The sequence below is a fragment of the Mycobacterium sp. TY815 genome (assembly GCF_030755135.1).
Taxonomy (GTDB): domain Bacteria; phylum Actinomycetota; class Actinomycetes; order Mycobacteriales; family Mycobacteriaceae; genus Mycobacterium.
Window position 1 is genome coordinate 26,443 of sequence record NZ_JAUFRX010000006.1, and the last position, 20,621, is coordinate 47,063.

16 protein-coding genes are annotated in these 20,621 nt (G+C 64.6%); 4 read left to right on the top strand and 12 right to left on the bottom strand.

Going from position 1 to position 20,621, the window contains the following annotated elements:
- Positions 1–76: 76 nt before the first annotated feature.
- Positions 77–865 (top strand): hypothetical protein, encoded by a 789-nt coding sequence (locus tag QXK92_RS32520; protein ID WP_068021939.1) that lies wholly within the window; start codon positions 77–79, stop codon positions 863–865.
- Positions 866–983: 118 nt separating this feature from the next.
- Here the strand turns inward: QXK92_RS32520 and eccB are convergent, their stop codons facing one another.
- The 6 genes from eccB to QXK92_RS32550 all read right to left on the bottom strand — a co-directional run bounded on the left by eccB (position 984) and on the right by QXK92_RS32550 (position 8,253).
- Positions 984–2,498 (bottom strand): type VII secretion protein EccB, encoded by a 1,515-nt coding sequence (gene eccB, locus QXK92_RS32525; protein ID WP_306248743.1) that lies wholly within the window; start codon positions 2,496–2,498, stop codon positions 984–986.
- Positions 2,499–2,510: 12 nt separating this feature from the next.
- Entirely contained in the window at positions 2,511–3,305 is a 795-nt protein-coding gene (locus tag QXK92_RS32530; RefSeq protein WP_306248745.1) for a C40 family peptidase, read from the bottom strand.
- A 284-nt stretch (positions 3,306–3,589) separates the two neighbouring features.
- The gene (locus QXK92_RS32535) at positions 3,590–4,450 is read right to left on the bottom strand and encodes a transglycosylase SLT domain-containing protein (protein ID WP_306248747.1); all 861 of its coding nucleotides are present in this window, start codon (positions 4,448–4,450) and stop codon (positions 3,590–3,592) included.
- Between the two features lie 414 nt (positions 4,451–4,864).
- On the bottom strand, positions 4,865–6,325 hold the full coding sequence (locus QXK92_RS32540; protein WP_306248749.1) for a DUF4226 domain-containing protein: 1,461 nt from the start codon (positions 6,323–6,325) through the stop codon (positions 4,865–4,867).
- 26 nt (positions 6,326–6,351) lie between these two features.
- Positions 6,352–6,642, bottom strand: a complete 291-nt coding sequence (locus QXK92_RS32545; RefSeq protein ID WP_306248751.1) for a hypothetical protein — start codon at positions 6,640–6,642, stop codon at positions 6,352–6,354.
- A gap of 594 nt (positions 6,643–7,236) precedes the next feature.
- The gene (locus tag QXK92_RS32550) at positions 7,237–8,253 is read right to left on the bottom strand and encodes a hypothetical protein (RefSeq protein WP_306248753.1); all 1,017 of its coding nucleotides are present in this window, start codon (positions 8,251–8,253) and stop codon (positions 7,237–7,239) included.
- Positions 8,254–9,228: 975 nt separating this feature from the next.
- Between QXK92_RS32550 and QXK92_RS32555 the strand changes: the two genes are divergently transcribed.
- Entirely contained in the window at positions 9,229–9,552 is a 324-nt protein-coding gene (locus QXK92_RS32555) for a hypothetical protein (RefSeq protein ID WP_306248755.1), read from the top strand.
- A gap of 1,248 nt (positions 9,553–10,800) precedes the next feature.
- Here QXK92_RS32555 and QXK92_RS32560 read toward each other — a convergent pair.
- Genes QXK92_RS32560 through QXK92_RS32575 form a run of 4 tightly spaced genes read right to left on the bottom strand, consistent with a single transcriptional unit; the run spans position 10,801 to position 13,623 of the window.
- Positions 10,801–11,094, bottom strand: a complete 294-nt coding sequence (locus QXK92_RS32560; protein WP_306248757.1) for a hypothetical protein — start codon at positions 11,092–11,094, stop codon at positions 10,801–10,803.
- Positions 11,095–11,128: 34 nt separating this feature from the next.
- On the bottom strand, positions 11,129–11,530 hold the full coding sequence (locus QXK92_RS32565) for a hypothetical protein (protein WP_306248759.1): 402 nt from the start codon (positions 11,528–11,530) through the stop codon (positions 11,129–11,131).
- Positions 11,527–13,260, bottom strand: coding sequence for a hypothetical protein (locus QXK92_RS32570; protein WP_306248761.1), 1,734 nt, complete (start codon positions 13,258–13,260; stop codon positions 11,527–11,529). Before QXK92_RS32570 ends, QXK92_RS32565 begins: the two co-directional genes overlap by 4 nt.
- A 9-nt stretch (positions 13,261–13,269) precedes the next feature.
- Positions 13,270–13,623: a hypothetical protein gene (locus tag QXK92_RS32575; RefSeq protein ID WP_306248763.1), complete on the bottom strand. Its 354-nt coding sequence runs from the start codon at positions 13,621–13,623 to the stop codon at positions 13,270–13,272.
- 917 nt (positions 13,624–14,540) lie between these two features.
- Between QXK92_RS32575 and QXK92_RS32580 the strand changes: the two genes are divergently transcribed.
- Together QXK92_RS32580 and QXK92_RS32585 are read left to right on the top strand one after the other, a co-directional pair.
- Complete coding sequence (locus QXK92_RS32580; RefSeq protein ID WP_306248765.1) at positions 14,541–14,924, top strand: hypothetical protein; 384 nt, start codon at positions 14,541–14,543, stop codon at positions 14,922–14,924.
- Positions 14,925–14,926: 2 nt separating this feature from the next.
- Positions 14,927–16,804 carry a hypothetical protein gene (locus QXK92_RS32585; RefSeq protein WP_306248767.1) on the top strand — a complete coding sequence of 626 codons (1,878 nt, stop codon included), beginning with the start codon at positions 14,927–14,929 and terminating at the stop codon, positions 16,802–16,804.
- 117 nt (positions 16,805–16,921) lie between these two features.
- Here QXK92_RS32585 and QXK92_RS32590 read toward each other — a convergent pair whose 3' ends face one another.
- Positions 16,922–19,399, bottom strand: coding sequence for a PE family protein (locus tag QXK92_RS32590; protein WP_306248769.1), 2,478 nt, complete (start codon positions 19,397–19,399; stop codon positions 16,922–16,924).
- A gap of 289 nt (positions 19,400–19,688) precedes the next feature.
- Positions 19,689–20,396, bottom strand: coding sequence for a hypothetical protein (locus QXK92_RS32595; RefSeq protein WP_306248771.1), 708 nt, complete (start codon positions 20,394–20,396; stop codon positions 19,689–19,691).
- Positions 20,397–20,621 lie beyond the last annotated feature (225 nt).

Here is a 20,621-nt window from a genome sequence, read left to right on the forward strand (position 1 = left end):
CGGACTGTCGCGCGAACGATCGTTAACGAAACACGCCGATGCTGCGTAACGGGGCGGTGTAAGGGATCGTGGCAGGGTGGATCATCAACCTCCTCGACCTGCCGGCTCGGCCGAGCCGGCTCAGTGGCTGATCGACCGGGTAGACCTATGGGATCACCAGCACTGGCCGACCGGCATGGTCGGTGCCGGCTTTGGGGCCTACGCCCGGCTACTGCATCCCCTCGACGATCACCCCGGACCACTGACCTGGGCGACGGTGGCCCGCGCCAACAGCCGCATTCTCCATCCATCGGCCTGGTGGGAGAAGATCAAGTCCTCAGCATCCTCGGGACGCGGCCGACCGGGCGACCCCATGCGGGGAGACCTGAACGGCTGGGCACTCAAGGCGCTCTGCGCCATCCTCGCCAGGCACACCACGACAGCACAGGCGTGCTGTTTCGCGGTCTGGGAAGGCTGGGGCTGGCTCCACGACCATGACAGTCCGGCGTCGACGATCACCGCCTACTACGCTCCCGACGGTGTGATCCCGGACATCCAACCGCCCCAGCCGGCACCGGCTCAATGGCGACTCGCCACAAGCGGACCCACCTTTTCACTACCCGGCCGCAGATACCACCTGTTTAAAGGCCACATCGACGCCGCCGTACGGATCGGACACTGGGTCAACGAGGACTTTTTCATCCCCCAATCGCCAAGCTTCTTCTGGCCCGCCGACCACACCTGGTGCGTGGCAACCGAAGTCGACTACGACTCCACCATCATCGGCGGTACACGTGAACTTATCGACCAGCTCCGCACATCCGAGATGATCGAGGTCCTACAGATTCCGCCCGACGCCCCATACGAAGATCGCCTAAACGCTTAAGCGCACGCGGGTCATCGCGACTATGTGACGCCATTTACCGCTGAAGATTCACCGCCACTTACCTCTGAAAATCACACCCCCGGCGCCGCGCTCTGTTCGCGGATGAAACCGACTTTGCTCATGACCCCTCCCCCGTGCCCGGTTGCTGCGGCGTAGGCAGGACTGCGACGTGAGGATCAGGGGCCAGCGTGTCATGCTGCACCATGGCCGCCGCCTTCGATAAAGCCGGACCTGCGGGCAGCCACCGAATCACCGCCCATGGGGCCGGCGTCGGCGCAGCCGTCAACCCCAGTGAATGTCGTGTCTGCTCGTCCCCATTGCCCACTGTGGGCACTCCAAATCTCACCCCGTTGTCGCCAATGAACCACAGACTTTCCCCGCGCGTCGACCCTGGCTCCACACCAGTTACCTGCACAAAATTTGCCGCCGCCGTCGTGGTGTACACCGCGTCGGCACTTTCGGCTCCCCCCGACACCAGCGGCACCACCCGATGCTCATCTCCCACTGGAATCGGCAGGCGCCGCCCCGAGACGGTGGAGACCTGCGCGTGCGGCTCGCCATTCGTTTTGCGCCACAACACACACGTCACTGATTCGACAGCCTGGTCAACCAACTGCACCGGCCCGCGCGGATACGGCGAGACATCAAAGCCAGTCGCCAACGGCAGCCCCGCCAGCGTCGCGGCTGTGGTCGTGAGGACCTGCGCACCCGCGACTACGCCTGCATTGATGATCATCGTCGCGACCGTCTGCGGCACCCGCTGAACGCCCGCGGGCAACGCCACGAAAAACTCCGGCTCTCCGGTGACGTCGGACACCCGCATCACACTGCCCGAAACAATCGGCAACGAGGTCGTCGAATAACTCACCGGTCCACCCGGGTTCGGAATACCCGGAACACGCATCGGCGCACTCGGCGTCAGACCTTCATACAGCGCCCTCGACATCGCTGCCGGGTGCAGATCACCCACCGGCAACCCTAAGGCCAGCGCCACCGGCTTGTCAGCCAGATCGATCTCCGAGCGGTGCCCATCGGTCACCAGAAAGACCGCGCCACCGTAGGTCATCAAGGCCGCACGCGGCGCCACCAGACTCTGCGCCCAGTCCCCTAGGGTGGGAACACCTTCGATAACCGTCACCCTCGGGACCACCCGAGACCCGTTGGAGCCCAATCGATCACACAGAGCCCACCCGGCATCGCTAGCGATGCGTACCGCTAGATCATTAGGCGCACCGACAATCCCCACCAGCGGCCCGACAGGCAACTTCAAGATTTCGCTCATCGGAACCATGGTCGGCGAATCCGCGTTACCCGTGATCAGCCGCGCCGAGGCCAAATTCAGCGCCGGGTACATCACTCCGCCAACGTTGACATACAAGGCCCCACTGCCTCGATCGGCAACGATTTGGGACTTCCCCACCTGGCCAACAGGTTTGATCCAGGCAACAATCGCGCAGATGCCGAGAACCACGACAGCAGCAACAACTCCGACCACCAGCGATGCCGTCGAATTCTTCGACGGATCGTGGATCAGTCGAACATTGCGCCGCCCAATCGCCACAGCGACCCTGTGCCGCAAGAACCGCCACGCACTCACCTGCTCAAGCGAGGCATAGTTCAACCCGCCCGCCATCAGCCACTCTCCTTAATCGACAAGGCGCCGAACCTCAACGTGTCCCGACGGCCACCGGCCCACCCGGACAGTCAGGCCCCGATCTGGGGCTTCAACCGTCTGCGATGCCGACATCACGATCTGCACATGTTGAGGAACTCCTGGCGCGGAATAGTTGCAAAGCAAGATGTCGCCAGGACGAGCCTGCTCGAGCGGGACAGCCACGCCGGCGTGTTGCAACCCGTACGTGGTGCGGGGCACGTTGATCCCAGAACCCCCATAGGCAAACTGCACGAGGCCCGAGCAGTCGAAACCCACACCATCAGCCCCCGGCGATGGCCCCTGCTTACTTCCCCCACCGAAGGAGTACTTCACCCCTAGTTGCGACAACGCCCGCTTGACGACCTGCTCTCCAGCACTGCCGCCGCCGCCAAAGCCACTGGCTGGGCCCGACAACCCCGAAACATTTCCCATGGTCTGTGGCCCGCCGCCTTGGGAGAACATGCTGCTCAGCCCGGCCAGAGGCGCCAGCACGCCTCCCAACGGCAACCCACCCATCGGGACGCTCGGTAGCTGCGGCATCGGAAGCTGCGGCAACGCAGCCCCAGCCCCGGTCGTCGGCTGCCCAATGCCCGCATAGTTTGCTGCGTTGACCTGCGCTGCGGCCGCGCGGGTGCCGGCGTCCCCCTGCGCGTGATCCAACGTGTCCTGAGTCTGCTCTAGGTGGCGCTTGATCGCCGCCACCAACGCCCGTTGCCCGGCAGGAGTATTCGTCGAGCCACCCATAGCGCGCACATCGGCCACCGCCGCCGCGATGACGGCATCCATTCGCTGGCGGCTCAGCCCCGCAGCACTCAACGCTTCACGTAGCTGCTGTTCACCCGCACAATCCATCTCCCCCAACGCCCCCAAAGCGCCACTTAGGGCTCCTGATTCGTCCGCAAAGCCATCCGCGGCCAACCCTGAACCAGCCCCGAAGCCCGTTGCAGGCGTTAGCCTCTCATCCCATCCGAGCGCAGTCGCCGCCCCATGACCGCCCCCCGCGCCGAAGGCCTCGCGCGCCAAACCCATCGCCGCGCCCGCAGCCCGCACAAACCCCTCCACACTCATCGCTAGTACCCCTGCGGCACATGGTGAGGATTGAACTGACCTACCGACGTCAAGTTCGAGCCGTCACGCTGCACGTGATAGTGGCGCATCAAGTAGTTCATTGCCGCCGCAATATTGGCCACGGGGTCATAGATATTCGTGCTGGTACCAGGTTGATGGTTCGAGGCGAACGTAGCCGGAATGGTCTGCAAACCGCCCCGCGAACAACCCGCCGGAGCCCCATCACCCAGCAACGCACCATGCGCGTTAACGTCCACACGATTGATCGCCATCGGATTAAACCCCGACTCACGCTCGGCACCAACCTCCAATCCCCGGGCCCAGTTCGCACGCGCCGCCGGGTCGGTAATGCCCATCACGTCAAGAGCTTTCGCTATGTAGGTGCGGTAGGCTTCGCGTCCAGGCGCGACGCCAATCTTGTCCACGCGCACCTCGCCAACAGGAATCCCCGCCGCCAGCGATCCCTCCTGGTCGCTACAGCTCGCCACCCCTGCGAAAGGGGACTCGGCACCCACATTTCTCATGGTCTGTGGCCCGCCGCCTTGGGAGAACATGCTGCTCAGCCCGGCCAGAGGCGCCAGCACGCCTCCCAACGGCAACCCACCCATCGGGACGCTCGGTAGCTGCGGCAACGCAGCCCCAGCCCCGGTCGTCGGCTGCCCAATGCCCGCATAGTTTGCTGCGTTGACCTGCGCTGCGGCCGCGCGGGTGCCGGCGTCCCCCTGCGCGTGATCCAACGTGTCCTGAGTCTGCTCTAGGTGGCGCTTGATCGCCGCCACCAACGCCCGTTGCCCGGCAGGAGTATTCGTCGAGCCACCCATAGCGCGCACATCGGCCACCGCCGCCGCGATGACGACATCCATTCGCTGGCGGCTCAGCCCCGCAGCACTCAACGCTTCACGTAGCTGCTGTTCACCCGCACAATCCATCTCCCCCAACGCCCCCAAAGCGCCACTTAGGGCTCCTGATTCGTCCGCAAAGCCATCCGCGGCCAACCCTGAACCAGCCCCGAAGCCCGTTGCAGGCGTTAGCCTCTCATCCCATCCGAGCGCAGTCGCCGCCCCATGACCGCCCCCCGCGCCGAAGGCCTCGCGCGCCAAACCCATCGCCGCGCCCGCAGCCCGCACAAACCCCTCCACACTCATCGCAACTCACACCAGCCATGCCAGCGCCCAAGAGCAACCCGAACCAGCCCATGCAAGACACCGGCCTCACCGCACCGCTCAACAACACCGCTACCCACTCACATCACCCGCTCACCGATCTAAACTCCGACTTCACGCGTGCCCGCCGGCGGTCGCCGGCGGTGCGGCCGCAGCGTTCTGCCCGGTCCCGCCCAAGCGGGCGCTGGGATCCGTCCACCCCAGAAAGTCCGGGCCCGAGCCCACACTGGTCAGCGGTTGTACCTGCCCAGACACCAATACCTTGCCGCTACCCAAGGCCATCACCAGATGGTCCTTCCAGACACCTACATCGCCGGCTTGCAACTTCGTCGGCGGAATCGGCGCAGTGACCGGCGTGCCGGGCGGAGGCACTGTCACCCCAGCCTGACGCCACGCATCGGTCACGCTTGCGCCGTTGAGCGCCGCCTTCACCGCCGTCGCCCCCTGAGCACTGCGCGCGTCAGCGGTGGTCCCATCCGGCAGCGACACATGGGCTGTCGGCGCCTGGCCCCCAGCATCAGGGGCATCCCCGGCGCCGGACTGAGCCCCGTGGGTAGCGGCCGGTTCAGCGGCAGCCGCCCCGCCCGTGCCTCGACTAGCCGCCAGCTTCGTGCTCGACTCGTCATCGCCACTGCCCTCTTCACCATGCTGCTTGGACACCTCACGGGCACCCCGATCTCCCCCGTCACCCGCCGAGCCATCCTCTGGATTCGGTTCGCGGCCGTGCCCACCGGCCGCGGCCAGGCCGCTCAACGCACTGAGTGGGTCTCCCCCACCAAGCCCAGGCAGTCCACCGCCTCCGAAGGAGGGAATAGTCGGCATGGACATGCCGCCGGGCATCATCCCCTGCCCAAACGGCGATGAGGGCGTGGCAGCCGCTGGCGTCGCTGGCGCAGCCGCCGGCTGCGCCGCAACGGGTTCCGATGGTGTCGCTGAGGCGGCGCTGGTGCCCTGATTCGCACCGCCGTCACTACCGCGGCGATCGCTTATGTCCGCTTTACCGCCACTACCGCCGCTGCCGCCGGTCAACTCCTGGTAGCGGCGGGTGAGTTCGGCGGTTGCGCGTGCCTTGGACTCCGCATCGGCGATCTGGCCTTCAATGAGCTGCTTCGCTGCGCTTAGTTTCTCCTTCAAGAATCGACGCAGCTCTTCTTGACCCTCGGGTGTGCTCAGACGCCCCTGTTTAGACAGTTCAACAATCTTTGCCTCAACGTCACGCTGGATCCCGTCCAGTACGCGCTTTGTGGTCTCACTGCTCGCATGGATCGCATCCAGCGTCGCTTTGGCGGACTGATCGAGTTCGGCCAAATTCTTCGCCAGCGCAGCGATGGCCTTGGCCTCGGCCTCGGCGACCTCGACATGTTGACCCGACCCCGGCGCTGGCATCCCCGGATAGGGGGCACTACCTGGCACCGATCCGGGGTATGGCGGAGGCCTACCCGCAGGTGAGTCGTCAGCCAGCACAGCCGGAAGCAAGCCTGCGAGGCCACCCATGAGCGCATCCGGAACGTTGCCGGACAACAGACCCAACGTCCCGCCCACCAACGACGGAATTACGTCCCATTCATTACTCATCGACCACTCCGAATCCTTCTGATTCCCTAAAACTTCAGTCGACGCTCGGCTGCAGCGACAGCCTCCCGCGTCGGATACTGGCCGCCGTCGGGATCAGGTTGGTTAGACAAATATCGGTCGTGGGCCACATCCGCCACGGCGACAACACGCTGGCCGAGCGTGTATGCGTCCCAAGCCCGCACTTCGGTGCTGAGGAACCGCACCGCAACGACCATTCCGTTCGCGTCAACTTGAGCACCCACCGTGCGCTTCACAGAAACCGCCGACGCGACAATCGGCACATCAGTGCACTCAAACGCGCCTTCAGATACACCCACCAAGCACCCTTCCTGCTACAGCTCACCTGGCCCGTGCCCGATCAGATTACACAACAACAATCATAAGTGAACAGTTACTAGGCAATGAGCGATATGAACCAGCGACAACGATATGCCAGTGTATCGGAACCATTTATGTATTGACAGTGCTAAGCGGCCTAAGCGAAGGCGGCCTGTATCGAGGACAAGGCAGGGAAGTGGGACGGGGTACTTCATTGAAAGTTGTGCGACCCATGTCAGCAATAAAGAGGGCTACGCCCCGCCGAGCTGAGCGTGCCACAGCGGGTCCGGCGCCACAACGAACTGGCACTTGCCGCTAGGAGCTCGGCGGAATGTGTTCCGGCCGAACATATGTGGGGGCCCATCGGGTCCTGGGTGCACTCCCCAACATAGCGAACCACTGACGTCTCGACTCGTGAATGGCAGCTTTAGCATCGGTGGGCTGGGACCAAGCAGTACGACCCGCCAGCGACCAGCCCGCCTGCCGCGATACGGCGGGTTAATACTCGCGTGGGTTTGCTAAAGCGGCTGCTACCGCCAAAGTAGGAACCGGGCAGTTGCGCCATTGTGGCAGGTGACTTGCGGGGACAATTGTCACCTGTGGAAAGGAGCCGGGGAAAGCTGCTGTTCCAACGCGGCTACCGTCGACACGATCACAGGCGCGAACCCAGCCATAGCACCGCAGTAGGCGATTTCGGCCAGTTGCGGCGGCCGCGTCTTCCAGCATTGAATCAACTCAATCATGCGACCAGCTCGAAATAGGTTCTCATAGAACACGATTGCCGCTCTGGCGGCCTCTGACCCGTCGTTGTCACGTGGTGCATGGCCCTCAGGCCACATCACATCGCCATTGTCGCGTTGATCAGCTGAGCGATCGTATTCCGCCCATATCGCCGGGGTAGCCGTCCCTGCGTGAACAGCCTCCAACATCCGCCCGTCGGCCACCGTCACCAACGGCTTTCCCGTGGAGTCCACCGTCTGCGCTGCGGCACGAAAAACCGCACCGGTGAGGATGGCGGCTGCTCGATCGGAAACGTCGCCACCGCGGTCCAATGCCTGCACCCGCTGGGCAAGGTCGGCACTGATCGTTGTTAGCCGATGTTGTTGTCCACCATCGAGTTTGGGCGCTTGACCGACCATCCGTAGCGCATCCTGATACTGCATCGCAAGGTAATCTCCACCGAAGTCAGCCGGCGGCTCGGCAAACAACTCCGTCGTCACCAGAGCCGACAACGCAACTCTCGGAACGCTTTTGCGCACATGCTCGAAGTGATCGACTAACAATTTTGAAGGGAACTGACATCCCATCCAATGTGAGGCCCACCCCGCAGGCAGTGCGGGGTCATTGACCGCAAGCCGAACTGTCGAGGGCAAAAAAACCTTCGGTGGCAAATACCAGCCGCCCCCCACGTTGTTTGCCACAAAACACTGCGGCCCAAGCGGAAACCTGAGCACCGACACGGACCATACGACCAACATCTGCGACTCTTCGCTACCCCGCACTAACTCGGCCAACACGCGCTGTGCCGTCAGCAGGTCTGGGTTGACATCACTCGACGATCCCGCCAACGCGGACACTGCCCCCGACACACCGGGATTGCCTGCCATCATCGGCGGCGCCCCCGTAGAAGCCGACACAGATCCCGACCCCGCTCCTGGGCCCGGCTGCCCCGCGCCGGCGGCAGCCTGTGCTGTCGGCGCACCAACGCCGCCGCTACCACTCGTCGGAGCCGAACCGGGAGCACTGTACGGGGCCAATGGCTGTGGCGGACCCATTGCGGCAGGCGGCATCACCGCAGCCCCACCCGTGCTGAAGCCGCTCGTGGCGCTAGACCCAACGCCACCGCCCGACGCCGCTACCTCAGTGCGACCTACCCCGCTGGCAAGCGACCCCACACCGGAACCCGTGGCTGGCGAGGCAGCCGCCGGCTGCGGCGACGCAAACGGCTGCAATGCCTGCTGCGGCCCAACCGGGGACCCAGCACCTCCCGGAGCGCCCATACCCGATGCGGCAAAACCCGGCTGGAAAGCGTTAGCGCCACCCGTCAACGATCCGTTACCCCCACCGCCCAGGTTCCCGTTGGCCCCGCCTGCGAGTGGCGAGGCCGCAGAGCTATTCCCCGACGGTGGTCGCGGCATCGCCGAGGACGCAGACGTCGCCCCGGGACTACTGACCCCATTTAGCGAACTACTTGCCGGCGACGACAGCGAATGACCACCAGATCCGCCCAAACCCGACGCCGAACCACCTGGCCCGCCGCCTGCACCTATCGGGCTAGATCCCAACCCTGTTCCGGTGCCCGTGGGCAGTGGCCCAGTAACTGGTGTACGGACAGCATCAGGCGGCGCCGGCGCACCCGGCTGAAACGCAGGCGCGGACGTTGTCGTGATCGGGCTGCGCATGGCATCGGATGCGATAAGCTGCGCTGCCCCATCAGATGACTGGACGGGCTGGGTAATGACTGAGCGTGTTGCATCTCCCCCGGGTCCGAGTGCACTTCCTCCTTCGGCCGCTTTCCCGCTCCCTCCGGATTGGTCAACATCCGGCCGAGCGGCCCTATTGCTTGGCGCCGTGTCGTCAACGTCATGCGTGCTGCTGGCTACATTATCGTTGCTGTCGCCATTCGCTTCGGGTCTGTTTGGGTCGATTGCTGGCTGCCCTGGACCGAGTTTGAACCCAAACCCGGCTTGTTGGAGTACGCGCGTGATCGCGGGCGTCTGTTCGACGACGATGCTGTCTGCTTCCTCGCTGTATTTGTGCCAGACAGCTATTGCGGCGATGGAATCCCGGCGGCGGACAGCGGCGTTGAATTCGCGTTCTCCTTCATGGGCAAGGTTATCGATGTCCCTTTGAATGTTCTGCACTATCCAGGAGGCTTGGTATGCAGCGAGGCTGGCAGCTTTGTGTGACTCCTGGTGGGATTCCCAGAGGCGTGTATTGGCTGCGTGCTCGACGAGCAGTGCGTCACCAGCGGCTCCTGTGAGTGCTTCTGCGAATCGTGGCCGGTGCACATCCCAGGACGCATCGACTGCGGCACCCAGTTCGGCGTGGGCTCTCTTATGGAATTCATGCCATTGATCGAGCAGGTTCACGAGTTCGTCCGTTGGGCGTCGACCATCTTTGATGGCGTGGGCGAAGGGGCTATCGCCCATAGCCGAGGGCGTGCTGCGTGTCGCTCGTTGTGCTGAGGCCGTTACGGCCTTTATCGCCTCGGCATAAAGGTCCTTTCCGAGATGCGCGCTGACATCTTCTGCAGTAGAACTCGATTGGTTTGTATCCGAAGTCGTGGCTTTCATCAATCGACTCCGAACATGACTCGGCGTGGGTTCCACACGTGTTGTTCAGCAGCGATTGCTGGTACCAGTGGCCAGTTGACGGAGGCTTGAACGACGGCCCCGTCGGCCGGTTCTCTGCTGAAATTCTTTGTCAAGATCGCGTGCCGTACGCAGCCTCTTGGCGATTGCATCGTGAATTATCCTGTTCGCCAGAGGATTACCACGCGAATTTGAGTGGGTATCGACGGGTCATCCTGGTGTTCGGTTCCTCAGCTCAGCCGCGAGACTAACCCGCGTACGACCGGCAAAGATCCCAGACGTGCTGGTCGGCAGCGTTTGCGAGTTCCACGTTCCAAGTTGTAGAGGGTTGAACTGCTCCGCTTGATCGTTCTCTGATCAATTCCGAAGCCTGGTCGCGTGCCAGACGGAGACTCTCGGCGACGGCATTCCGAATTTTGCTGTCTGCTATAGGGTTATCGCGCAATGCATCGGCAATGTAGTTGAGACTCGGAATGACATCCGCGGCACTATTCTGCGGAGACGGCATAGCCCTGTACCCGGCGGCGAATCGTGTACATAGGTCGATCGTTGCTGAGCGGACCTGGGCGGAGCTGGGCACCGGTGTTGTAGTGGTTGGTTGCGCCGCCGGGGTGGGCGTGCTCGGGCCGTTCAGATGAGTGCCGACAACCGCCCCTAACAGGCCGGCAGCGAAGGCGGCGACGACGGCTCCGATCGCGACGCCAATAAGGAGCCGCGGTCGCGGCTTTTTCTGAACACCCCACGGCGGGGCCGCTGGGGGCATTGCGGATGGCGGTCCCCCAAAGTGCGGTATACCAGCAGGTTGCGGGCCGCCAACCGCAGCTGGGTAGGTGTAGAGGTTAGTCATGCGCTGTCCTTGCTGATCAGAGCGGCGTTGGTTTCGTCTGTCGTGCTGAGGATCCCCATGGTGGTGTAATTGGCGATGCTCAGGTGCTCGGCTCGGGCCGCGCGAGTGGCCACCATCGCTTCGTGGGTGGCCGACCATTCGGACAGTATGGCCATAGTTGCCACCGCAATCGGGTCATCGGGCAGCGGCGAACCTGCTGGGGGTGGGTTGCCTTGGGTGGGCGCATCACTGAGCCAGTCAGCGCTGGCCCGTGCCAGCGCTGAGATGTCGACATGAATGGACTTCACCATAGCGTCACGCACCTCCTCAATCGGCCCATGCTAGTCAAGACTTGAGACGTCCGAAATCCGGCGGTGAGCTACTTTGCGCGTTGCTCAATGCTTGGGAAAACTGTGCAGCAACCGGGTGTGAAGCCAATTCCTGAGGGATGCTGGACCACTGCGCGAGGAATCCCTTGCTGATTGACATCAGTTCCTCGTAGGCGCGTCGAGCATTGCGCGCGATCTCGGCGTTAACGGCATCCTCCAGTTCCTCGACGGTCAATTCCTCCTGCAATCCGGGACGAATGGACATTTCGATCAATCGGCCCCTGCCATCATGGGTTACCGCTATGTCGGATTCGTCATCTCCTGTCATCATGAACGCGTCAACCCGCGCCTCCCACTGGTAGATGGCCTCCAACATCATTCCGAGCGTTTCTGATGCCCGCTGAGCCGATCCCTTCATCGCGGCTGGTCTCCTTCGTCGGTAGTTCGAGCCGCGCGTCGCGCGGGTCGCTTGCGTTCGACTTCACCGAACACCGCTTCGGTGTTGGCGATCGGCCGTAAGACAACGCGGCGCCTGTCGTCAGACTTCCTATCTGGGTCGTCGCGGCCGCCCATGCCACCCATCATCGGTGGTGCAAACATGCCGGGCCCGCCGGGCCCGCCGGCGGCTGTCGTTGCTGCTGTCGGGACCCCGCTCGCCTGCGCGCCCATACCCACGGCGGGCCCCGGTGAGCCTGCCGGTGCACCGCTGACCGCGGGGGCCGAGGAAGTGGCCATCGGCTCTCCTGCCCCGTCGGCGCCGCCAGAAGCGGGCATTGTTCCGTCGGAGCCGAAGTCGGGTGGTTCGCCAAGCTCACCTGCCGGGTCGCCATTGCCATCGCCAAGGCCAGGCGGTGCGCTGGGCGAACCCATGTGCGGCATCGAACCCAATCCTGGAATCGAAGACAGCCCCGCCAAAGAAGACAACGGTGAACTACTGCCCCCACCTGCTGCGCCGGCCATCGCGGGAACAGTGCTGACGAACTGGCTGACCACACCCGGACCCGGCCCCATTAGTGCTGGGACAGCGTTTGCCGGTGGGGCAAGACCAGGCTCAGAAGGGCCCGCCGGCGGCATTCCCGCCGGGCCGACTGGACCACCATCAGCGGTGGAGGGTTGCAGCGTGTCACCATCGCTTCCGTGGCCTTGCCGGTCGCTGGCCCCGCGACCGCCTTCCTGTTGCGCAGTGCGCTGATCGTCTATCCGATGATTGACCGCGGCGCCCTGGTCACTGCCGGTGACGATCGGCGGCGCTGGCTCCGGAGGCGCACCGCCCGTCGCGACCGGCGCCGCCGCCGCGTACGTGGTGTAGCCCGCAATCGCGGTGCCTTGTCGTTGGGACAACTGATTGCTGAACGCGATAACCGGACCGATGTGCCTGCCCCCGCTGGCGCGATAATCTGCCAACGCGGCCCGTAACCGAGTGCGGGTGTCGGCGAACTCCTCGGGAGTCGGGGTGCCTTGGATGGCTGCATCAATATGGCCTGCAGCCTCATCAGCCGCATTGGCAAGAGCCACCACGCTCGGATGCAGCGAGGACTCCAGCCAGTTCGCATGTTCGATCACGCGCACCGATGCCTGCTCAGCACCGTCTTCCCAATGCTGCGCGATGGTGGAGCCGTGGCGGCGCACCGCATCGGCAGTGTTCAGGATGCGCGGGCCCACAGTGGCCCGCCAATGTTCGGCGAACGCGCGAAGCCCAGCCGTGCCTGGCCCCGAATGCAGCAGCGCTGCGATCTGCTCGCCGGTCAACGGCGGCGGTGCAGGGATTGCGGGGATTGCGGTGAGTTTGGGAACCGGGACCTCCGCCAAGCCCGGGGCCGCAGCGGGGGCGGCGGGCATCACCGGGCCTGGGTGCGCCCCAGCGGCATCGGGGGCGTTGGCGATGTGAGTCGCGTTGGCCTGGTCAACCTCGCTCAAATACTCCGCGGTCGCCGTGAGTGCTGCACCGCCGGCCTCGCGCAGCGACGCCGCGTGTCCCATCAGCGTCCACAACGACTGAGACCATTGGGTCAGCGCCGCCGCGACCGATACCGACACCGGGTCAGCTGCAGCGGGATCGCACTGCGGTGCCTGACCAGCACAGTGCCCCACCTCTGACAAAGCAGCGCCGTCACCGCGCAGACCTGCGGTATCGGCTGTTACATCCACGGGTAGGCACTACGCGTCAAGGACGCCGTTGATTTGCGTCGCCGAGTTCTCGTCAGTGTTGACGAAAATTTGTCGCGTCCGGTCGAGACGATCAGCGTGATCACGTGAGCGCGATGCCAAACGCTGGTAGGCGGCCTCGCGTGCGGCGTACTCGGAGGATTTGGCCGCGACGAACTCGCCGTACACATCCCCGAGTGCGTCGGTGAGCTGGTGCGCTGGTAAGTGCTGGCGGCTTCCATAGTGTTCCAGGTGGTCAGCGAAGGCGCGCCAATCCGCCACCGTCGCGGCTGCGGCGTCGGTATCCAGCGAAATGCTTCGCTCGCCCATCTGCACAGCACCGTCCTTTGCGTTGTTTTCGTTCACCTATTGCGTTGACTGCCTACTTAGTGTGTAGCATTCGTCGGCATGGTGCAAGGGCGGGCCGTCCGCGCGATCGGCGCCGGCGGACCCGCTGGCCGCGTTAATCTCTGGAGCCTTCCCTTGGTGCCCCCAGCGGCGGTCCTTAAAGACGCGCGCACGTGCGGACCGTTTAACGGCGCCTCGGCGTGTCAGTCCCATATTTCACTCCCGTACCGGCATGCTGCCTCTATGTGCGATGCACCAACGGCCGCCGCATCGGTCTACCCGACCGTTAAACGGTCGGCGACGGTGCGTGGTCTTCCCATCCGTCTGCCCGGCTCCCAGCCTCACCGACACAGGTTGATCGAGCCCACCGCACATCATCTCGCCGCAGCACCAGTGCCGATGACTGCACAACACCGCCGCAAAGTCGGCTTTCACAGCCCACCACAGCGCGAACACAACCGATAAGGAGACCGCAGAACTCGTAAACCCTCTAGGGTCCGCAACCAGCGCGAAACCAGTCACAACTTCACACGGCCCACAAAGCAGAAATCCCCGCCGAAGCGGGGAAATACTGCACCGGAGCTAGCAACTCCGGTATGGCCTCCCAAAGAGAGACCACGCCCAGGCAGGCTGGTCTCACGATAGAGGACACCCTCGTGAACCACAAGACCTCACACCGCCGGCCACCGTTGCCCAACCCGCAACATCGAGCTGACGACGATGCGACACCCCGCGTTAACGACGTTCAGCGCCCTAGCCGCGAGATGACCGCAGGGCCGGCGAACTCGCCCCAGCATGATCTGAGTGCGGGCGGCCACATCGTGCGTATTCAGCAACGGCCGAGTTCGGAAACACCCCTCCAAAGCACCGAAATCACCCCCGGATCGCAGCCGGCGCAATTGGAGCTCCATTCGGTGCCCCGCAGACCGCCTCGTGTGCGCCGAAGCAAAGTCGGCAGGCTGTCGACCACCGCCCCGGCACCGGCAATTGCTGCCATCATCACCGCCCGCGCCAGCGGCCACTGCGAAATCCTGGCGCCAGCATGCACTTACCACCAGACAGCCATGTTCCGCCGTCGCCGCGGCCCAGCAACGCCCAACTTTCTCACCGCCGCCGACCTCATCGCCGCCTGCGACAACTGCATCGACCTCGTTGAGCACACCGAAGTTCCCACCGCTCTGGATCTCGGTTATATCGTCGACCCCCGTAGTTGTTGCAGCGCCGTGCCGTTGTTGTGGCGCCAATACCGATGGGTCTACCTCGACCCCGGCGGTCAGCTGCACCCCCACGCACGCACCGACAGCTCCGGAACCGGCTGACAGTGCTCAACGCCGCACCCGGCCATCGCCACGCCGCCGATCCGGCTGCGACCTGGAAAGCCCTGGCGCACCTAATCGCAGCACGACCCACCATCCGTGTCTGGAACCCTGCCACGAACAAATTTGATCGCTCGGCCAGCCTCACCAGCCGACTACCACGAGTCCCCGCCGCGGCGCTGCTCTATTTACGTGGCCGCACTCAACTCCTCGCCCTGGACTTCGACACCAAACGCCACGACCAACAGACCGTCGATGCCGACTTCACCCGGGCACTGACCTGGATCACCGAGTGCGGCGGTGTCGCGGTCAGCGATCAATCCAGCAGCGGCGGCCGCCACCTACTAGTGCCGCTGGCAATAGGCACCACCGCCACCGCCGCAGAACTCGGCCCACTTATGCGCCTGCTCGAGGCCCGGCTGCCCAGCCTTGACAAGACCCCGATGAGCAATCCCAGAACCGGGTGCATCACCGTGCCCGGTTCACCGTGCCGCGAAGGCGGACACCGCACCCTGGACGGATCCCTGCCCGCCGCCATCGAAGCCCTCACCTGTCGTTCCCAACCCACCCTCCTACCCCGGCTGCACGCACTACTGGGCGCACTACGCCCCAGCAGCCCAACACCCCTGCACACAACGCCAAACCAGGACACACTCACCGGGGCAGGCCCGCACACGCGCCTGCGCCCCGAATACACCCGCACCACAGATCTCCCCCAGCGCATCGTCACCTACGCCACCACCGGACACCTCCCCCCCGACACCACCTGGCGCAGCCACTCCGAGGCCCGCCAATCGGTGCTTACGCATGCCGTACTCCACGGCCACAGCCTCACGACGATCCACGCCCTGATAGCACCGGGGCGCCCATGGCACACCGGTCTCGCCGCGGCCTACAGCCGATACCACCACAACGCCGACAAAGCACTCCAACGTGACTTCGCCAAGGCCCTGAACTGGGCAAGCGCCCACGCCAAAGATTTCCGACCTGTCCGCGCACAAGATCAAAACCACACACGGGGGGGAGGGGGCGGGCCCGCGCTGCAGCGGCGGTGGCTGGCCAACGCGATCGCGTGGCTGGACACGCAGTACCCTCGGCACCCCTATCGCTGGATTGGGGCTGCGGTGTACCAAGCCCTCGCAATCCACTCTGTGCGCGGCGGAGAGGTGATTAACGGTGTTCCTGTAGTGGGAGTGGGGGGACGGTCGTTATCGATCGCCGCAGGGCTCATCAGTGAGACGACTGTGTGGAAATTCTTGCGCGATACGCGAGACCAACCGGGTTCACCCCTGGTACGCACCCGGGTTGCCCACGGCCGTGAGCCGGACTATTACGCGCTGACTTCCCAGAACAAGGTCATCACCGATCGCGCGGCTGCGTCACGTGTACGTGTAGAAGATGTCCACTGTGCGTGGAAAGTCATTGGGCTGCGGCATCGTCGGATCTATGAATTGATCACCGATCACGAACTTCGGGTGCCGGCGGACATTTTTGCCGCGGCCCGGGTTGGTCACAGCGCGGGATACGCGAGCTTGATAGCTCTGGAAACGGCTGGTCTGGTAACGCGTAAGCGCGGCTTTGTCGGCCCAGGCCACATTAGCCTTGATCAAATTGCCGTTGCCCACCGTCTGGATGACCAACGTGCCGAGCGGATCCGTCGGCACCAACGGGAACGCGAGGGTTGGCACGCCTGGTTAGACGCAAAGGAGCATGTTCGAACGCAACCGGTCGTCACAGTCTCCTCAGTTGGTCCGAGAGACCAGCACGACCATGAGCTGGACTACTACCTCGCTTCCGTTCTTGCGACCGGACCGCCGACACTGGAAGAAGAGCACCGAGCAATTGAATTGCTTGTGGATGTCGTCGGTGCACGCGCGCTGTGACGCTCAGAGGGTGTTTCTGCGGACCGTGGCCGGGCGGCATGGAGTTTGTGGGCACGGCCGAAGTTGACATGCTCTCTAGCTTGATGGCGCTTGTAGGAGGTTATTACGAGTCAACTCTTACGTTGTCGAGGTTTGGCCGTTGCTGCCGTCTGTACCCGGGGCGCCGCTTGGTCCCCCGATCCCCCCGGACCCGCCTTTGCCGCCCGTGGCATGGGTCAGGTCGGGCGCGGATGCATTTCCGCCGTTCCCGCCCTTACCGCCGTTGCCTGTGATGCTGCCCGCCTTGCCACCGTTGCCGCCATCTCCACCAGTTGCGTAACCGGTGCCTAGCGTTACCGCAGCTCCGCCGCCACCGCCGCTGCCGCCGTTTGTACCATCTCGACCAACTCCGCCATCGCCCCCCGTTGCGTTCCCCGGGCCGCCGCCAGTAGCGGCAGCGTTCATAACGGTTGCTTTGCCGCCGATGCCGCCAGTCATGCCACCGCCGCCGTCGCCGCCGGTGGCGTTGCCGGTTCCGAGGTTGACGCCCTGGCCGCCGCTACCGCCCCTGCTGTTTGAACCCGACATGTTGCTGCCGCCATTGCCGCCGGTCGCATCGCCGGTCCCCGCGTTGTAGGCGTTTCCGCCGTTGCCGCCTTCAGTGGAATTGCCTGTTGCGTCGCCGCCGCTGCCTCCCACAGCAACGCCGTGGCCGCCAGGGGCTAATGAGCTGTCAGCGGCAACGGTCGCGTTACCCCCGTGACCGCCGCGGACACCGCCGCTGCTGGCAGCGCCGCCGTGGCCGCCGAAAGCGTCACCTGTTCCGTAATTGTATGCGTCCCCGCCGTCCCCGCCGTCGTAAATCCCTTGGGCGCCCCCGTTGCCGCCGGTTGCATCACCGGTGCCGTAGTTGTACGCGTCGCCCCCTCTGCCCCCCGGGAAGTAGGTGTTGCTCTTGCCCCCGGTACCCCCATTCGCGTTTCCCTTACCGTAGGCGTACGCGGTGCCACCGTTTCCCGCCCAGTTGTATCCGTTCCCGCCGCGACCGCCGGTGGCGTGTCCGTTGCCATAGGCGTAGCCATCTCCGCCATTTCCGCCCGCACGATCACTACCGATTCCCCCAAGGATGAGGCTGTTTCCGCCTACGCCGCCGGTGGCATTGCCTGCGCCATGGGAGTAAGCGTTACCTCCGGTTCCGCCGGTGTGTTTGCCGTAGTTATAACCCCCTCCGCCGGCTCCGCCGGTCGCGTTGCCGTTGCCGTTGGCTGTCGCATCGCCGCCGTGAGCGCCGATGGGTCCGAATCCGCCGGCTCCGCCGACGGCATCGCCGTTGCCGAGTGTCGTCGCCTTGCCGCCGTTGCCGCCGTTTCCATAGGTGCCGGTGCCGCCGCTTCCGCCATTGCCGCCGGCACCGCCCGTGGCGGTGCCGTCTCCGTTTGCGACCGCCTCGCCGCCTACCCCCCCAGAGCCGCTGGCACCGGTGCCCAGGCCGCCTTCGCCGCCTGTTCCTCCGATGGCGTCCCCGGTTTCGTAGGTAATCGCTGCGCCGCCCTCGCCACCGTTGCCGCCGATGGTGCCAGCGCCGCCTCGACCACCGGCACCTCCAACAGCGATTCCACTCCCGCTGTCAACTGCTTTGCCGCCTGCTCCCCCGTTGCCTCCCGTGACGCCGCTTCCGCCGTCGCCGCCAGCTCCGCCCGCGCCGGCGTTGTGCCCGCTGCTGCCTGCAAATCCGTTACCGCCGTTTCCGCCAGCGCCGCCGGTGCCAGCAATACTGTTGCCGCCAGTACCCCCGGCGCCACCATCGCCGCCGCTGCCGCTGACTCCGGCCGTACCCACCTGTCCAAATGCCGACGCGGCGCCGCCAGCGCCGCCTTGGCCTCCGGGACCGCCGTCGCCGCCGTTTCCGCCAGCACCAGCGATACCAGAAGCGACATTGGTACCGGCAATCCCAAGGCCACCAGTACCGCCGGTGCCGCCGGCGCCCCCGGCCCCACCATTACCGAAAACCAAACCCCCCCTGCCTCCGGCGCCGCCCGCGCCGCCAGCACCCCCGCTGGCACCGGATGCTCCCTTGGCACCAGCACCACCGGCTCCCCCAACGCCGCCGTTGCCAAAGAGCCCGGCATCACCACCTCGGCCTCCGGTCTGCCCTGATGCACCGGATCCGCCATTGCCGCCGTTGCCCCACAGAATTCCGCCTGCGCCACCGTCAGCCCCAGTGCCTGCGGCGCCGTTGACGCCATTGCCAATGAGCGGTCGCCCCAACAACACGTTTGTGGGCGCGTTAATCACACCCAGCACGGTTTGCTCGACAAGCTGCAGTGGGCTGGTGTTGGCTGCCTCAGCTAGGGCGTAGGCGCTCGCGCTCGCCCTGAGAGTCTGTACGAAATCGGCGTGGAAACCAGCCAACCGACCGCTGAGAGATTGGTACGCCCGCGCATGGTCAGCAAATAAAAGTGCGATCGCGGCCGATACCTCATCATTAGCGGCGGCCAGCACCGTCGTAGTCGGCGCCGCGGCTGCCTGATCCGCTGCGTACATCACTGCAGCGATGTGCTCAAGATTCGCCGCCGCCGATGCCAGCGCACCGGGTCCTGCTATCACCTGTGACATCAGCGCCCCCCAACCTCGTCTAACAAAGGCCTCTAAACTAGCGTCCTTCGAGCGATCAACAGGAAGTTTGAGCCCGCGAAGATCGCATTCAAAGCCGATGCAAATGGATGCTCGATTACCGGATGCTGGATGCCGGCAAGTCCCCCTCGTCGGCAGTGGACCTGCACCAACCACACCAGGACAAACGGCCGCGGTTCAAAGCTTCGACATTCCGCAACCACCACCAGCGAAACAATCAGCGCAACAGCGCCGCGTTGCCCGCCGAAGCTTTCTGAGGCGCAGCTCTTGTCTAACTGAGAAGGGCGGCCAGGCGAGTGTCGTCCACCCAGTCATGCCCAAACATCCCGTAGGCGCTCAATAGACTCAGGACTGGCGCGGCCACCCCGCTGATTCTCACCGGCGCCGTTGAATCGAAGTTGAGCGTCAGCGTCCACCGATGCAGATCCGGATGGAACTCCGTGCAGTCAGCAAACCAGAAGCTGACGATTCCGTGGTGCCTGGTCGCACACAGCAACCTATCGGTCGTCACGATCGCCGCAGTGGTCTGGTGCCACCGCCACTGCGGTACGGCTTGACGCTGTTCCGCGGCCCTGCGACGGTGGTTCATTATGCCCTGAAAGGCCAAGGCGCCGAACATGACCGCCGGCCGGCCAGCCACGATCCACGGCGGCGAGGCAGAGCTCACCGACGTGCTGCAATACCGGCTGTAGCCAACATCCGCGCTCAGCCACGCCTGCTCGCGCGGGGCGAGCACGGGGCCGAACACCTTCACGGGTGGCGGCGGGTGCCCAGCCCGCAGGGCGGCGGCACATCTGCGGGTGTACTGCCACCATTGCTCGGCGCAACTGAGCGGCCGCCCCTCCCTGCGACGATCGGGTCCGTCGACGTCGGCATGCATGGCCAAGGCTTGCGCGCTAGGGCTGTGAAGGCAGGAGGTAGCGCCAACAACGGGAAACAACGTCGGCTCGCTCGACGGCATCCCCGGGAAGTCGTACATGAGCGAAACGCTAGCGTGCACCTCCGACAGTTCAAGATTTCTCGCCCGCTCGATTGGCTGGGGGCCGCTGACGCGGCGCTCGAATCACACGCCAGAGCAGAAGCCAGCCACAACCTCGCGCTACGCAGTGCCGGAGGATCCCAAACCCGGACCCCGGGTCCTTGCTGAAACGGAGATTCGTCACGGTGACGGTCCGCGGCCGCGGCATGAGCCGACCACGGTCTC

What these genes read in the sequence shown, in the direction of transcription:
- eccB (WP_306248743.1), bottom strand. Translation starts at nt 2,498, where the DNA reads ATGGCGGGCGGGTTGAACTATGCCTCGCTTGAGCAGGTGAGTGCGTGG.
- QXK92_RS32530 (WP_306248745.1), bottom strand. Translation starts at nt 3,305, where the DNA reads ATGGATGCCGTCATCGCGGCGGCGGTGGCCGATGTGCGCGCTATGGGT.
- QXK92_RS32535 (WP_306248747.1), bottom strand. Translation starts at nt 4,450, where the DNA reads ATGGATGTCGTCATCGCGGCGGCGGTGGCCGATGTGCGCGCTATGGGT.
- QXK92_RS32540 (WP_306248749.1), bottom strand. Translation starts at nt 6,325, where the DNA reads ATGAGTAATGAATGGGACGTAATTCCGTCGTTGGTGGGCGGGACGTTG.
- QXK92_RS32550 (WP_306248753.1), bottom strand. Translation starts at nt 8,253, where the DNA reads ATGATGGCAGGCAATCCCGGTGTGTCGGGGGCAGTGTCCGCGTTGGCG.
- QXK92_RS32555 (WP_306248755.1), top strand. Translation starts at nt 9,229, where the DNA reads ATGCGTGCTGCTGGCTACATTATCGTTGCTGTCGCCATTCGCTTCGGG.
- QXK92_RS32560 (WP_306248757.1), bottom strand. Translation starts at nt 11,094, where the DNA reads ATGGTGAAGTCCATTCATGTCGACATCTCAGCGCTGGCACGGGCCAGC.
- QXK92_RS32565 (WP_306248759.1), bottom strand. Translation starts at nt 11,530, where the DNA reads ATGAAGGGATCGGCTCAGCGGGCATCAGAAACGCTCGGAATGATGTTG.
- QXK92_RS32590 (WP_306248769.1), bottom strand. Translation starts at nt 19,399, where the DNA reads ATGTCACAGGTGATAGCAGGACCCGGTGCGCTGGCATCGGCGGCGGCG.
- QXK92_RS32595 (WP_306248771.1), bottom strand. Translation starts at nt 20,396, where the DNA reads ATGTACGACTTCCCGGGGATGCCGTCGAGCGAGCCGACGTTGTTTCCC.